The sequence below is a fragment of the Plantactinospora sp. ZYX-F-223 genome (assembly GCF_039649625.1).
In the GTDB taxonomy this organism is placed as follows: Bacteria; Actinomycetota; Actinomycetes; order Mycobacteriales; family Micromonosporaceae; genus Plantactinospora.
Map to the genome: position 1 here is coordinate 73,391 of NZ_JBDJAV010000030.1, position 14,068 is coordinate 87,458.

Genomic DNA, 14,068 nt, shown 5'->3' on the forward strand with positions numbered 1-14,068 from the left:
CTCGTTGTACGGCCGTCCGCGGCCCGGCTCAGTGAACCTCTTTCAACCTCCCCCTGCGGTCCGGCGGACCGCAAGTCGGACGCGGTGCCCGAGCGCCACGCGGTTCAGGTCGAAAGGTTCAGTCGTCCGGGTCGGCGAGCAGCGCAGCCAGGGTAGCGGCTCGGAGCAGCGCGGCCCGGCGCTGGCGGTCCACCTCGCCACCGAGGAAGGGCGTGGAGTTCATCAGACCGAACGCGGCATGGGCGAGCACCCGCGCCTCGCCCGCCGACAGTTTCGGGTGCAGCGCGGTCAGCACCCCCACCCACTCCTCGACGTAGAGCCGCTGGAGCCGCCGGATCTGCCGGCGGGGCTCCTCCGGCAGCCGGTCCAGCTCGTGCAGGTGCAGCGCGATGACCGCCGGGTTGGCCAGGGCGAACTCGACATGGAAGTCGATCAGGGATTCGAGGGCCGCCCGGGAGTTCTCCGGATGCTCCGCGACCCGCTGCCGCCCGCCGGCCAGCAGCCCGTCACTCACCGGCATCAGCGCGGCGACGAGCATCGCCTCCTTGCCGGCGAAGTGGTGGTAAAGCGCCGGACCGGTCACCCCGGCGGCCGACCCGATGTCGTCCATCGAGACCCCGTGATAGCCGCGGGCCGCGAAGAGGCCGACCGCGATCTCCAGAATCTCCTCGCGCCGGGACCGCCGTCGCCGCACGCCGCTGGCGGGCGCGCCGGCCTCCGTCGCCATCACCTGCTCCTCCACCGTCACCCGACCAGCCTAGTCAGCTGTCAATCGCTGGCTCCCTGCCGAGTGTCGGCCGCCACTGGGCGGACGGGTCCGTCCGATCCGCGCCCGGACCGGTGCCCCATCCGGCGGGCGGGATCGGGCCGGCTACTCGTCGTCGGGGTCGAGGTCGTAGCTGGCGCGCAGGGCGTCGGCCTCCGCCGTACGGCCGAGCGCGGCGAGCGCGACGGCGAGCAGCCAGGCCGTCCGGCGTACCGGCTCGGAGTGCTCGGGCAGGCTGTTCAGGGTGCTCCGGAGCAGCGGTTCGGCCTCGGCCGGCCGGTCCAGCCGGAGCAACACCTCCCCGGTCAGCAGGTCCACCAGGAGCGCCTCGCCGAAGGCCTGGATCGACCGCAGCGTGTCGGCGGCGCCGTCCAACCGGGCCAGCGCCTCGTCCGGCCGGTCCGCGCCGAGCAGCGCCCGGGCCGCGACATCGGCCAGCATCGCCCGCTCCCAGTGCACCGCCGGCTCGACCTCGGCGTCGCCGGAATCCGGCGTACCAGATCCGGACCCCGCCGGTGGTGCCGAGTCTGCGGACCCGCCCGGCAGGGCCGCCGCCACCCGGTCGGCCACCTCCAGCGCGGCCAGCGCCGCCGCCGGGTCACCGGCCCAGTGCTGGGCGGCCACCTCCCGACGCCGGACCCGCAACTCGTCCAGGGGCAGCCCGGCGAGCTGGAACGCGGTCGCGGCGGCACCGAACCGCTGCGCGGCGAGATTGTCCCGGTCCTGGGCGTAGAGCAGCTCGCCGGCCTCCTCCAGCACCCCGGCCCGGGCAGGCAGGTTGTCCGGGCCGTCGAGGTTGTCGGCGAGTTCGTCCAGCAGGGCCAGGGCGGGGCCGTCCTCGCCGAGCGACCGGTAGACGGTGGCGAGCAGGTGCCGGCACTGGTCCGCGTCGGCCTGCCGGCCGAGCCGGTCCAGCTCGCCGACCGCCTCCTCCGCCGCCTCGGCCGCCTCCACCGCCCGGTCGGCCCGCCGGTAGGCGTCGGCCAGCTCCCAGCGCAGGTAGGCAGCGCCGTCCACGATGCCGCGCTCGACGCAGAGCGCGACCGCCTCCACCAGGTCGTCGACCGCCTCACCCGGGCGGCCGGCGGCGACCAGCGCCCGGGCCCGCCCGGTCCGGGCCGGCAGCGCCAGCTTGCCGGTGGCGAGCCGCACCGCCTCGTCGTACGCCGAGACCGCCTGCTCCGGGTCGTCGAGCGAGTTGGCGTAGCCGAGGCTGGCGACCGCCCGGTGATCGGGCAGGCCGAGTTCGTCGTAGAGGTCCCGGGCCCGCAGCGCCGCCTCGCCGACCTCGGCGCCCCGGTCCAGCAACTCCAGGACCCGGACCCTGGTCAGCGCGATCCGTGCCACCAGATAGCGGTCTCCGGCACCGGCCGCCTCGGTCGACGCCCGGTCCACCGCCGCCAGCGCCTCGGCACCCCGACCCCGCTCGGCAAACGCGATCGCCAACCGGTCCTGCGCGGCGGCCCGATGCCAGGCGTCACCGTGCACCATCAGGTAGTCGGCGGACTCCTGGACCAGCGGCACCCCCTCGTCCGGCTCACCGGACATCACCAGCAGTACGCCCAGCCGGCCGGCCACCACCTGGGCGCGGAGCGGATCCGGCACCTGCCGGTGCAGCGCCAGCGCCTCCCGGTCCGCCGCCACCGCTCCGGCCACGTCGCCGGCCACCTGCCGCTCGACCGCCCGGAACTCGGCCCGACGGGCGGCGACCGACTGCCCCTGCGCCTGCCCGGCGAACCGTTCGTCGAAGACCGCCAGTACCGCGAAGAGGTCGCCGTCGCGCTCGGTACGCCAGGCCGCCTCGGCCAGGTCGAGCAACTGCTCCGGGCTAGCGTCCGGCGGTACGTCGGGCCGGGCGGGTGGCCGGGCCGACCCTGCGGAGGCTCCACCCGGCTCGGCGGCCGGAACGGACCCGGCCGTGCCGGTCGACGCTCCACTGTCCTCGCCGGTCGACGCGCCACTGCCCTCGTCGGTCGAGGTGCTGCCGCCGGGCCGGCTGGCCTGGGCGGGGGCGGCGGTGGGGGACGTACTGGCGGGGGCCGGGCGGCGGCGGGCGGTCGGCGACAGCGGCAGGTACCCGCCCACCGGTTGCCGGCCGAGCAGCTCGGCGACGATCGCCGACTGCGCCCCGGTGCCGTTCCGGGCGTCGAACCGGGCGGCCAGGTCCCGGGCCGTCCCGGCCAGCTCGGTGGCGAGCACCGTCACCGACACCTCGGCCGCCGGGCGCTCCAGGTGGCCACGGCGCTGCACCGGCAGTTCCCCGTGGCCCTCGGCGGCCAGCCGGTGCAGCAGCAGTGCCCCGCTGGCGGCGAAGGCCATCGCGTCGGCCGGCGAGGGCGCCTCGTCCAACCAGCCCAGGTGCCGTTCCAGCAACTCCAGCCCGCGCGCCTCGTTGCCGGTCAGCGCGCAGAAGGTCAGGTGCTCACCGACCAGCGACATGTTCGCGATGTTCGTCCGGTGCCGGCGGTACGCCCGCAGGTGTGCGTCCCGCGCCTGCTCCCGCCGGCCGGTGTGCAGGTACGGCAGCATCAGCGCGGTGAGTACGCACTGCGGCTGCTCGACACAGCCCAGCCGGCCCGCGAGCACCGGCTCGGCCATTGCCACCGCCTCCTCGTGCCGGCCGAGCGAGGCGAGGTATTCGATCTGGTCCGTCGGGTCGCAGCCGGCGCAGTCGGAGAGGTCGTCCCGGGGCGCGGTGGTCCACCGGCGGTACCACTCGGCGGCCTCCTCCGCCGCGCCGACGTGCACCGCCACCTGGTGCCGGTATTTGTAGACCATCTGGAGGCTGTGGCCACCGTCGCGGTAGCGGCGCTCCATGTCGTCGAGTACCGCCATGGTGCGGTCCAGCGGCACCTCGGGAAATTCGAGCAGGCCGCTGACCATGTGCTTGAAGTACCAGAGCAGGGTGTGCAGGTGCCGCTGGTGATAGGGCCTCGGGTTGCGGTCGAACTCGGCCAGGCACCAGGAGAAGGTGACGAACGACCGGGCCGGCTCGCCGCCGTAGTAGTAGGCGGCGGTGGCGAGCATCCGGGCCGCGAACGCGAGCTGCTCGTCACCGGTGGCGTCCACCTGCCGGATGAGCTGCTCGGCGGCGGCGACCTGACCGCTGCCGTACGGCATCTCGCCGACCCGGTCGATCGTCCGCCAGAGGTCGTCGGTGTCCCGGTCCATCCTCACTCCTGTCCTGGTACGGCCCGACCGAGCAGGCCGAGGAACGAGCTGTTCAGCAGGGCGGCGTCGGCGGGGCGGATCGGGTGGTAGCCGAGCAGCAGCGCCTGGCCGTACAGGGCTTCGACGGCGAGCCCGACCAGCGCCGGCTCGCCGAGCGCGCTGACCCGGCGGACCAGCGGGTTGCGGTGGTTGAGCACCAACTGCGGGCGCTCGGCCGGGCCGGAGGCGGCGAGCGCGTCGAGTACCCCGGCCCAGGTCTCGTCGGCCCGCTCCCGGGTCGACCGGAGTTGCTCCTCGAAGGCCGCCGACCGGCTCACCAGATAGAGCGCCGGCAGCGACGCCGGGGCGTAGGAGCGGAGCACCACCTCGACACCGAGCCGGTCCAGGGCACGCTGCGCGGCGACGACGAACGGCCGCAGCGCCAGCTCCGCCGCCGGGTCAAGGGCGTCGAACCGGGTGGTCAGATCGTTCGGCTCCAGCCGCTCGACCAGCACCGACCGGTCCACCGTCGGCAACCGCTCGATGATCTCGGTGTCGTACGTGTAACCGGCGTTGACCACCGCCAGGTCCTGCGCCGCCGCCACCCCGGCGAGCTGGCGGAACTCGTCGATGCTGGCCGCGTACCGGATCAGGCCGTGCCGCTCGCGGAACTCGGCCAGGGTGGTCTGCCCGGTGTTGGTCTCCATCGGCCACCAGCGCTCGACCAGCCGGAGCATCTCGTCGTCGTGCAGCGCCAGCGCCTTCACCCCCAGGTGGTGCACCTGGAGGAACTCGGCGAGCCGGCGCGGCGCACCACCGGCCAGCCGGACCAGCCAGCCCCGGAGCTGGTCGCCGAGCGCCTCCCGGGTCGCCTCCAGCAGGCTGTCCTCGTAGAGGGCCTCGCGGCTGGCGGTCGGGCGCAGCTCGGTGGAGTCGACCACGCAGCGGGCGAAGAACGCCCAGTCCGGCAGCAGTCCCTCGGCGCCCTCGGTGAGCAGCATCCGCTTCAGATAGACCCGATGACCGGCCCGGCCCGCCGGGTTGACCGGGGTGGGCAGCACGAAGGCCGCGCCGGTCAGCCCCGCCTCCGGCACCGAGAGCGGTACGACGTCGAACGGGGTGAAGCCGAGCACCTCGCGGGCGTACCCGATGAGATTGTCCCGGCGGGCGGACGGCGAGGTGCCGGCGGAGGCCGACCACGGCGGCGGCCCGGTGGTGGTCTCGACGTCGCCGACCAGCACCCGGATCGGCAGCAGCGAGCCGAACAGCCGGGCCAACTCGGTCACGGTCGGCCGGGTCAACCACTGCTCGGCGTCGCGGCGCGGGACCAGCGTGACGGTGCTGCCCGGCTCGGCGCGCTGTGCGTCGGCGGCAGCCGGCTCGACCCGGTAGCGGCCGTCGGCGTAACCGGTCCAGAGCACGGTCGGCTCGTCGCCGTGCCGGGTGCGGACCCGGACCTCGTCGGCGACCAGGAAGCAGGAGAGTAGGCCGATGCCGAACTGGCCGAGGAACTCGTGGCGGGCGAAGCCCAGCTCGTCCCGCTTGGAGCTGCGACCGATGGTGGCGAGCAACTCGTGCACCTGCGACTCGGTCAGGCCGATGCCGGTGTCGTGCACCCGCAGCGTGCCGTCGCCGGTCAGCTCCGGCGGCTCGATCCGGACCACGGCCGGGGCGCCGGGGTCGGTGGCCCGCCGGGCGGTGATCGCGTCCACCGCGTTCTGCAACAGCTCCCGGACGTAGACCCGGGGACTGCCGTAGAGGTGATGGCTGAGCAGATCGACCACGCCACGGAGGTCGACCTGGAAGGTCCGGTCCACGATCGCTTCACTCACTCCTGTCCGGTGACGGCGCTCACGGTACCGGCCCGGGGCGACCCGCCGCGTCCGGCTTTTCCGCCGACTTTCCCCGCAGACGGCGGGCGGCCGGCTTGACCCTCGACCCGATCGAGACCGCAGGCTCGGCCCGGTCCGGGACCGGTACGGCGAGTCGAGGAGAGGCGGTCACCGATGTCCGACACGACAGCGGCGAGGGCGGCGGCGGGATCCGTCGGCCGTCTTCGGGCTGGTGGCTTCCGGACACTGTGGACGGCATCGGTGGTGTCCCGGCTCGGCGACGCGCTGCGCACCCCGGCTCTCGCGCTGCTCGCCGCGTCGGTGACCCGGGATCCACGGGCGATCGCGGCCGTGGTGGCCGCCGGGCAACTCCCGCCGCTGCTGTTCGGCCTGTTCTGCGGCGTCTACGCCGACCGCTGGGACCGGCGCCGAACCATGGCCACGGTGGACGGGTTGCGTGCCGTCCTGGTCGCCGGCTTCGCACTGCTGGTCGTCACCGGCAAGGTCGGGATCGTCGCGCTCGTCGGCTGCGCCTTCCTGCTCGCCATCCTCGGCGTACTCTTCGACGCCGCCGCGTTCGCCGTACTCCCCGGGATCGTGCCCGTCGAACGGCTGGCGGTGGCGAACGGTCGCCTCCAGGCCGGTACCGCCGTCGCCGGTGGATTCGTCGGCGCACCGCTGGCCGGGGTGCTCTTCGCGCTCTCGGCCGCCCTGCCGTTCGCCGTCGACGCGCTGACGTTCGCGGTCGCCGCCGTGCTGGCGCTGACCCTGCGCCCGACCCAGGTCGAATCGTCCGCCCTGAAGTCGAGCCCTGCCACCGTGACACCCCGCGCCCGACCAGCCGGTGCACGTGCCGCCTGGCGGGCGGCCGGTGCCGGGCTGCGCTGGATCTGGCAGGACCGCACACTGCGCCGGATCACCGGTCTGACCGTGGTCACCAACCTGGCCACCAGCGGCCTGATCGCGATCATCGTGCTCTACGCGCTGGAGGTGCTGGCGGTGCCCGCCGCCGGCTACGGCCTGTTCATGTCGGCGGCCGTGCTCGGCGCACTGGCCGGTGGACTCTGCGCGGGGCAGGTCGCCACCCGGCTCGGCACCCTGCCCGGGCTGCGTTGGGTGCTGGTCGCCGAGACGCTGGCGGTAGCCACGCTGGCGGTAGCCCGAAACCCGGTGCCAGGCGCCGTCGCACTCGCCGTCTTCTCGGCTGGCACCGCGATCTGGAACGCGCTCTGGTCGGCGTACGGGCAGCGGAACGTCCCCGCCGAACTGCTCGGCCGGGTCGGCAGCGCCCAGCGTACGGTCAGCCTGCTTGCCGCCCCGGTCGGCGCGACCTTGGCCGGAGTGCTCGGCGCCACCGCCGGCCTGCCCCCGGTGCTGTACGCCGCCACCGCCATCTTCGCCCTGCTCACGATGGCTTCCTGGCACTCCCTCCGACCCCGCGAACGGACCATCGTCAGCGCGTAGCGTTCGGCTCGCTATAGCCGGCCGAACGCTACGTCCTGACATGATGCGTGGGTGCGGGCGTCGGTGGGAGTGGTGCGGGGTGTGGTGGCGGGGATCGTGCCCGGCGACGAGGTGGAGGCGGGCCACCGAGCGGAGACCCTGGAGTGGTTGCGGAGCACCGACGACGTGTTCCGGCGGGTGAAACCGGCCACCCCGCCCCGGCACCTGGTGTCGTACGTGGTGCCGGTCGATCCGGCCGACGGTGCTGTGCTGCTGGTCGACCACGTCAACGCCGGGTTGTGGCTACCGCCGGGCGGGCACGTCGACCCGGACGAGGACCCCGCCGAGACGGCTCGCCGGGAGGCGTACGAGGAGTTGGGCGTGCCGGTCGAGAGCGGCCTCGTCGGGGACGAGCCGGTGTTCGTCACCGTGACCCGTACCGTCGGGATCGACGCCGGACACACCGACGTGAGCCTGTGGTTCCTACTCAGGCTCGGCCGGGAACAACCGCTCACACTGGACAGTGGCGAGTTCCGGGAGGCCCGCTGGTGGTCGCCGGCAGAGGTACATGACGCGGACCCGACCCGCTTCGACCCGCACTTCACCCGCTTCTGCTCGAAGCTCCAGCAGATGCGCTGCTGAGGCGGGTACGGCGCGCTGGCAGTCAGCGCGCCCGGACCTGCCCGACGAACGAACGCCACGCGGATGCGCTGAAGAGCAGCGCAGGACCCGCCGGATCCTTGCTGTCCCGCACCCCGACCACCCCCGGCAGGTTGTCCGCGACCTCCACACAGTTGCCACTGTGCCCGTTGCTGCGGGTGCTCTTACGCCAAGCCGCCCCGGTCAACTCCATCTCTCCGCCACTTCCAATATCAACTTGGTGGACTGGTGGTGCGGTAGCGCCTCGCTTCGAATGGACTCCCATGCCTTGACAAATCCACGCTACTTCCGACGCGTCGTGCACCACCATGCCTTGGAGGTAGTTGTCGAGGAAAGCCAGATTCTCGTTGCCGGGCAGCGAGGCGACGACGAACGGACCGGTCAACCCGGCGTACGCGCCGACGCCGGTCGGCACGATCTGAAGCCGGAGCTGCGGCACCGGAACGACCCCACATCCAATTCCGTCATGAGGACAGGTAAGAAGGGATAATCAATGCCCAGACGCCATTGCCTACCCATTCGGCAGTACCGTGCCTGGTACTTCCTCTGGATCTTCTGCTCCTGTGGTCGCCGCTGGCGCTGCCCGCGTACCGTCGGGTCACCACCACCATCGGCCCGGGTCCGGCACACCAACGCCGGCCCGGCCTGGAGAACGACCCTCGGGGTCGGACACCATAACCGGACCGGCCGCACCCGGCAGGTCGAGTACCGATGACCGGGAAAGCGCGGTGTACGGCCCCGACGCGCGGTTCCGCCCGCACACTCCGGCACGCCCGTCGTTCCGTTGCCGGACCTGCGGTGCACCCTGGCCCTGCCAACCCGCCCGGCTCGGCCTGCTCCGCGCCTACCGCGACGACCGGATCGGGCTGCTGGTCTACCTCGCCGGCCAACTGCAACGCGCGCTACAGGACCTGCCCACTACCGACCCCCGTGAACTCGCCACCCGGATCGTCTACTGGCTGCCCCGCTCGCGCCCACGCTGACGACGAGCGGGACCACCAAGAACTGTCCGGGCGTGGCCGGAGCGGTGACGGTGGAACCGGTGGTGGGTGTCACGGCTCTACCCGGCATGACGACGACGAGGCGTGACGTGTTGCGGCTGACCGGCGCGCTGCTGGCCGGTACCGCCGGGATCGGTGCGGTCGCGGCCAGCGCCGGCTGCCAGTTCCGGTCCGGCGACCGGGAGGACGCGGAGGCCGCCCGCCGCAAGCTGGCTACAGGTGAGGCGCTCGTGGTGGAGCTGGCCGACGGCAAGCTGGCGGTGGTCGACGCGGCCACCGGACGGATGCTGGTCCAGCCCGCCCCCGCGGTGGTCAGCGGCGACGGCCGCCGGCTGGTCCGGGTCGAGCGCCCGGACGGGGGTACCCGGGTGACCAGTCACCGGCTGCCGGACGGCGCGGCGGTCAGCGCCGGCACCCTGACCGGCGCGCTCGCGGTCCGCACCACCTCGGCCGACGGCGGCCTGGTGGCGCTCGCCGACGACGCCGGGCCGGGGCACTCGCCCTACCGGCCGGGGCCACGGGAGCGGACCACGATCGTGGTCGCCGACGGTGCCGGGCAGCGGCGCCGGCTGGAACTGCCCGGCAACCTCGAACCGGAGGCGTTCGACGCGTCCCGCCAGGCACTCTTCGTCCTCGACTACCTGCCGCCGACCGCACCGGACCGCTATCGGGTACGGGTCGTCGACATCGCGTCCGGGCGGGTGGAACCGCTGCTGACCCGGGTCAAGGCGGTGGTGCCGGAGGGTGCCGAGGAGGAGATGCGCGGCGAGGGCCGGCAGGCGGTGTACGACTCGCAGCGCAACCGGCTCTTCACCCTCTACACGCACCAGCCGGACCATGTGCACACCCGGGACCGGATCGCCGCTGCCGGGGACCCGCACGGCGCCGGGGCGCGCGAGGACGCCCCGCATGTGCATGCCTTCGTGCACACCCTCGACCTGACCGAACGCTGGGCGTTCTGCGTCGACCTGCCGGCGCCGTTCGGCGAGCGTGCGGCGACCGGGCACACGATCGCGCTGAGCCGGGACGGCAGCCGGCTCTACGTGGCGGACACCGGTACCGGCGCGCTGGCCACGATCGACCCCGACGGGTTGACCGTGATGGACACCGTCCGGTTCGACGCGCTGGCCGGCACCGCCGGGTCGGGTAACGCCGCACCCGCTGCCGCCGCGAGCTTCGACGGTGCCGGGAGACTGCTGGTCGGGGCCGGCCGCGAGGTGGCCGGGATGGCGGCCAGCACGGGCGGGGGCACGGCGCCGCGCTGGTCCACCCCGGCCGAGGTACGCGGCCTCGCCGGCCCGCCCGACGGCTCCCGGCTCTACGTCGGCCAGCCCGACGCCGTACTCCGGGTCGACCCCGGCACCGGGGCAGTACGGCAACGTATCGACGTACCCGGGTTGGTGGCGCTGCGTCAGGTGGTCGTACCCGGCTGACCCCCGGCCGTACTCGCCTCGGGGCGACCGCCGGACGCGCTCCCGCCGGCCGCCCTACGCTCGCTGGTTATGAGCCGTCTTGCCTGGCGCGGCGGGGACCGCCGGCCAGCCGACCGGGTGGCCCCGGTGGAGATCTTCTTCGACCTGGTCTTCGTCTTCACCCTGACCCAGCTCACCCGGATCCTGGAGGCGGACCTCTCCCTGCCCAGCCTCGGCCGGGTACTGCTGCTGTTCGGGATCCTGTGGTGGATGGTCACCGGCTATGTCTGGCTGCCCAACAGCGTGCCGCCCCGCCGGGCCACCCAGAAGTTGCTGCTGTTCGCGGGAATGGCGGGCTTCCTCGTCGCCGCCGTCGGGGTGCCGGAGGCGTTCGGCCGCACCGGTCTGGTCTTCGGCGTGGGATACCTGGTGGTGATCTGCGTCCACCTGCTGCTCTTCACCCAGGCGGGGATCGGCATCGCCCTGCTCTGGTTGGCGGTCTACAACGTCGCTTCCGCCCTGCTGGTCGTCCTCGGCGGGCTCGCCGACGGAGCGGCCCGGTACGAGCTGTGGCTGGCGGCCTTCGCCCTCCAGTCGGTCGTCCCCTACCTGGTACCCCGGCTCTCCTGGGTCAGCGTCATCGCCTCGTTCCACATCGCCGCACGGCACTTCGTGGAGCGGCACGGCCTGCTGCTGATCGTCGCGCTCGGCGAGTCGGTGGTGGCGATCGGGATCAGCGTGGACGTCGCACACCTCACCGCCGGCACCGTCGCCGTGACGGTCGCGGCGCTGGCCCTGCCCTTCGCGCTCTGGTGGACGTACTTCACCGAGACCGGGGCGACGGAGGCGGCGCTGGAGCGGGCCGAGCGCGGGCCCCGGGCCCGGTTGGCGCTCCGGATCGGCTTCACGCACATCCCGCTGCTGCTCGGCATCGTGGTCGCGGCCGCCGGGATCCACTCCGTGGTGGCGCACCCCGGCGAACCGGCGTCGGTGCACGCGGCCCTGGCCCTGGCCGGCGGAGTAGCCCTCTATCTGGCCGGGATCGCCGTGGCCCGGCAGTCCCTGCACGTCCCGCTCTGGTGGAGCCGCTGGGTGACCGCCGGCATCGTACTCGGCACCGTGCCGCTCGGCACCGTCGTGAGCGCCTGGCTGCAACTGGTCGCGGTGATCGCGGTGATCGTCGCGATGCTCGCCCTGACCGGACACCGGAACAGGGCGAGCACCGAAGGGGTTGGAGCGGGCTAGGACTGCGGGGTGAGCCCGCCTGGCTGGTCGCCCTTGACCACGGGTGCCCGGACCAGGTTGCCCCACTCGGTCCACGAGCCGTCGTAGTTGCGCACCCGGGGGTAGCCGAGCAGGTGCCGCAGCACGAACCAGGTGTGGCTGGACCGCTCGCCGATCCGGCAGTACGCGATCACGTCGTCGTCCGGCGACAGCCCGAGCTGGTCGGCGTAGATCGCCCGCAGCTCGTCGGGGCCCTTGAAGGTGCCGTCGTCGTTCGCCGCCGACTTCCACGGCTTGCTCAGCGCGCCCGGGATGTGGCCGCCGCGCAGCGCGCCCTCCTGCGGGTACTCCGGCATGTGGGTCAGCTCCCCGGTGTACTCCTTCGGGGAGCGGACGTCGACCAGCGGCCGGGCCGCCGCGATGTGCGCCAGCACCTGGTCCCGGTACGCCCGGATCGGCGCGTCGTCCCGCTGCGGCGTCGGATAGTCGGCCGGGGGCCGCGCGGTCTTCTCCCGGGTCAGCTCCCGCCCCTCGGCGACCCACTTCTGCCGGCCACCGTCGAGCAGCCGTACGTCGGGGTGTCCGAAGAGCGTGAAGACCCAGAGCGCGTACGCCGCCCACCAGTTGAAGTTGTCGCCGTAGAAGACGATCGTGTCGTCCCGGCCGATCCCCTTGGCCGCGCAGAGCCGGGCGAACGCCTCGGCGTCCAGGTAGTCCCGGGTCACCTGGTCGTTCAGCTCCAGGTGCCAGTCGACCTTGACCGCGCCGGGGATGTGGCCGGTCTCGTAGAGCAGCACGTCCTCGTCCGACTCGATCACCACCAGGCCCGGCTGGCCCACATGTTCGGCCAGCCACTCGGTGGTGACCAGGCGCTGCGGGTCGGCGTAACCCTGAAGGCTCGGTGCGGGATCGCTCGGGATCGGCATGATCTCCACGGTACGCCGGGCGCCTGCTGGAGGAGGCCGGCTCTCCTCGGTTAGCGTCGTCACATGACGGAGCCGGCCCGCACAGGCGTACGACACGAGGGTCGGACCTTCCGACGCGATGACTGGTACGGCGACGAGTTCGTCGAACACGAGTACGTCGACTGCGAGTTCTTCGACGTCGACCTGACCGAGGCGACCCTGGAACGGGTCAGCTTCACCAACTGCGTCTTCGGCAACGTACGGTTCAACGCCTCCCGGCACACCGACTCGGCGTACCTGCGCTGCACCTTCACCCGGTGCAACTTCTTCGAGGCCGAGTTCGCCGGCTGCAAGCTGGTCGGCAGCACCTTCGCCGACTCGGCGGTCCGGCCGCTCACCGTGCTCGGCGGGGACTGGTCGTTCGTGGCCCTTTCCGGCGCAGACCTGCGCGGCGTCACCATCCAGGGCGTACGGATGCGCGAGGCCGACCTGACCGGCGCGAACTGCACCGACGCGATCCTGACCAACGTCGACCTCTCCGGTGCGCAACTGCGCGGGGCCCGGTTCGTCCGGTCCGACCTGCGCGGCAGCGATCTCAGCACGCTCGACCCGACCACGGTCGAACGCTCCGGCGCGATCGTCGACCCTGCTCAGACCATCGTGCTCGCCCAAGCCCTCGGCTTCCAGGTCGGCTGAGCATCCTTCCGGATCGGGTCAGTCCACGAAGGGCTGGCGCTGGGCGTATGGCGCCAGCGCCGGGCGCTTGGCCGTAATCGTGTCGCCGGACGACCGGCCGGTGAGCCGGCGCCTGATCCAGGGCGCGAAGTGCTGCCCGACCCAGCGCAGGTCCGCGCCCCGGGCCGCCAGCCACGGCGTCGGGGCCGGCCGGGGCGGCACCACCAACCAGCTCTCGTCCGGCGCCACCCCAAGGGTGGCCAGCACCCGGCCGGCGACCCGGCGGTGTCCGGCCGCCGACAGGTGCAGCCGGTCCGTGCTCCACAGCAGCGGGTGCCCGAAGACGTCGTCGGCGAAGAGGTCCACCAGCATGGCGCCGTGCCGCTCCGCCGTCTCACCGACCGCCCGGTTCAGCATCTGCACCCGGGGCGCCACGAGCCGCTGCCCGGGGAGCCGGGACATCACGTCGGCGAACCGGAACAGCAGCACGTCCGCCCCGGTGGCCCGGAACTCGGCGACCACCTGGTCGAAGCGCTCCACCAGGGCGCCCGGGTCGAAGTTGCGACGCAGTACGTCGTTGCCGCCGGCCGCGAAACTGACCAGGTCGGGGCGCATCTCCAGCGCGGCGGGCACCTGCTCGGCCACGATGTTCCCGAACAGCCGGCCCCGGATCGCCAGGTTGGCGTACCCGAAATCCGGCCCGGCCTCGGCGGCCAGCGTCGCGGCCACCAGGTCGGCCCAGCCCCGGAAACTGCCGTCCGGATACGGGTCGTCCAGTCCCTCGGTGAAACTGTCTCCGACCGCCACGAAGTTGCGCCAGCGCATGTCGGGCCTCCCCTGCACTACTCCCCACTCCCACCGACCGGGGGTCAGTCTGTCAGCACGACCCCGTTCCGGGCACGCCCGGCGCCGGAAGGTGACCGGGACCGCACGAGCGCCGGCACGGCGCGCCGGCGACGGGCGACAATTCCGATGCCTCGCTACCGCCCCGGGTCTACGC

The 14,068-nt window shown here is 73.2% G+C and carries 12 protein-coding genes and 1 pseudogene; 6 read left to right on the plus strand and 7 right to left on the minus strand.

What is annotated here, in order from left to right:
• Nucleotides 1-118 precede the first annotated feature (118 nt).
• The 3 genes from AAH979_RS27815 to AAH979_RS27825 all read right to left on the minus strand — a co-directional run bounded on the left by AAH979_RS27815 (nt 119) and on the right by AAH979_RS27825 (nt 5,733).
• A complete protein-coding gene (locus AAH979_RS27815) occupies nt 119-727 on the minus strand; it encodes a helix-turn-helix domain-containing protein (protein WP_346261114.1) in 609 nt (202 codons plus the stop codon).
• A gap of 144 nt (nt 728-871) precedes the next feature.
• Complete coding sequence (locus tag AAH979_RS27820) at nt 872-3,937, minus strand: hypothetical protein (RefSeq protein WP_346261081.1); 3,066 nt, start codon at nt 3,935-3,937, stop codon at nt 872-874.
• Nucleotides 3,938-3,939: 2 nt separating this feature from the next.
• The gene (locus tag AAH979_RS27825; protein WP_346261115.1) at nt 3,940-5,733 is read right to left on the minus strand and encodes an HSP90 family protein; all 1,794 of its coding nucleotides are present in this window, start codon (nt 5,731-5,733) and stop codon (nt 3,940-3,942) included.
• A gap of 189 nt (nt 5,734-5,922) precedes the next feature.
• On the opposite strand from AAH979_RS27825, the gene AAH979_RS27830 reads away from it, so the two are divergent.
• Together AAH979_RS27830 and AAH979_RS27835 are read left to right on the plus strand one after the other, a co-directional pair.
• Nucleotides 5,923-7,212, plus strand: coding sequence for an MFS transporter (locus AAH979_RS27830; protein ID WP_346261082.1), 1,290 nt, complete (start codon nt 5,923-5,925; stop codon nt 7,210-7,212).
• A 51-nt stretch (nt 7,213-7,263) separates the two neighbouring features.
• The gene (locus AAH979_RS27835; RefSeq protein ID WP_346261083.1) at nt 7,264-7,833 is read left to right on the plus strand and encodes an NUDIX hydrolase; all 570 of its coding nucleotides are present in this window, start codon (nt 7,264-7,266) and stop codon (nt 7,831-7,833) included.
• 22 nt (nt 7,834-7,855) lie between these two features.
• Here the strand turns inward: AAH979_RS27835 and AAH979_RS27840 are convergent, their stop codons facing one another.
• Nucleotides 7,856-8,044: a DUF397 domain-containing protein gene (locus tag AAH979_RS27840; RefSeq protein ID WP_346261116.1), complete on the minus strand. Its 189-nt coding sequence runs from the start codon at nt 8,042-8,044 to the stop codon at nt 7,856-7,858.
• Between the two features lie 99 nt (nt 8,045-8,143).
• Nucleotides 8,144-8,290: pseudogene (locus tag AAH979_RS27845) on the minus strand (Scr1 family TA system antitoxin-like transcriptional regulator); the annotation flags it as partial.
• Between the two features lie 289 nt (nt 8,291-8,579).
• Between AAH979_RS27845 and AAH979_RS27850 the strand changes: the two are divergent.
• The 3 genes from AAH979_RS27850 (at nt 8,580) to AAH979_RS27860 (ending at nt 11,509) form a co-directional block, all read left to right on the plus strand.
• A complete protein-coding gene (locus AAH979_RS27850; RefSeq protein WP_346261084.1) occupies nt 8,580-8,834 on the plus strand; it encodes a flavin reductase in 255 nt (84 codons plus the stop codon).
• A gap of 86 nt (nt 8,835-8,920) precedes the next feature.
• Complete coding sequence (locus AAH979_RS27855) at nt 8,921-10,285, plus strand: hypothetical protein (protein ID WP_346261085.1); 1,365 nt, start codon at nt 8,921-8,923, stop codon at nt 10,283-10,285.
• A 69-nt stretch (nt 10,286-10,354) separates the two neighbouring features.
• Nucleotides 10,355-11,509 (plus strand): low temperature requirement protein A, encoded by a 1,155-nt coding sequence (locus AAH979_RS27860; RefSeq protein ID WP_346261086.1) that lies wholly within the window; start codon nt 10,355-10,357, stop codon nt 11,507-11,509.
• Here the strand turns inward: AAH979_RS27860 and AAH979_RS27865 are convergent.
• Complete coding sequence (locus AAH979_RS27865) at nt 11,506-12,414, minus strand: sulfurtransferase (RefSeq protein WP_346261087.1); 909 nt, start codon at nt 12,412-12,414, stop codon at nt 11,506-11,508. The genes AAH979_RS27860 and AAH979_RS27865 overlap by 4 nt on opposite strands.
• Nucleotides 12,415-12,477: 63 nt before the next feature.
• Here AAH979_RS27865 and AAH979_RS27870 point away from each other — a divergent pair, with 63 nt between their 5' ends.
• Entirely contained in the window at nt 12,478-13,089 is a 612-nt protein-coding gene (locus tag AAH979_RS27870) for a pentapeptide repeat-containing protein (protein WP_346261088.1), read from the plus strand.
• An 18-nt stretch (nt 13,090-13,107) separates the two neighbouring features.
• Here the strand turns inward: AAH979_RS27870 and AAH979_RS27875 are convergent, their stop codons facing one another.
• Entirely contained in the window at nt 13,108-13,893 is a 786-nt protein-coding gene (locus AAH979_RS27875) for an SGNH/GDSL hydrolase family protein (protein ID WP_346261089.1), read from the minus strand.
• Nucleotides 13,894-14,068: the final 175 nt, after the last annotated feature.

Bases quoted from the DNA above. Each gene is read 5' to 3' on its own strand.
- AAH979_RS27815 (WP_346261114.1), bottom strand. From the start codon at position 727: ATGGCGACGGAGGCCGGCGCGCCCGCCAGCGGCGTGCGGCGACGGCGG.
- AAH979_RS27820 (WP_346261081.1), bottom strand. From the start codon at position 3,937: ATGGACCGGGACACCGACGACCTCTGGCGGACGATCGACCGGGTCGGC.
- AAH979_RS27830 (WP_346261082.1), top strand. From the start codon at position 5,923: ATGTCCGACACGACAGCGGCGAGGGCGGCGGCGGGATCCGTCGGCCGT.
- AAH979_RS27840 (WP_346261116.1), bottom strand. From the start codon at position 8,044: ATGGAGTTGACCGGGGCGGCTTGGCGTAAGAGCACCCGCAGCAACGGG.
- AAH979_RS27855 (WP_346261085.1), top strand. From the start codon at position 8,921: ATGACGACGACGAGGCGTGACGTGTTGCGGCTGACCGGCGCGCTGCTG.
- AAH979_RS27860 (WP_346261086.1), top strand. From the start codon at position 10,355: ATGAGCCGTCTTGCCTGGCGCGGCGGGGACCGCCGGCCAGCCGACCGG.
- AAH979_RS27865 (WP_346261087.1), bottom strand. From the start codon at position 12,414: ATGCCGATCCCGAGCGATCCCGCACCGAGCCTTCAGGGTTACGCCGAC.
- AAH979_RS27870 (WP_346261088.1), top strand. From the start codon at position 12,478: ATGACGGAGCCGGCCCGCACAGGCGTACGACACGAGGGTCGGACCTTC.
- AAH979_RS27875 (WP_346261089.1), bottom strand. From the start codon at position 13,893: ATGCGCTGGCGCAACTTCGTGGCGGTCGGAGACAGTTTCACCGAGGGA.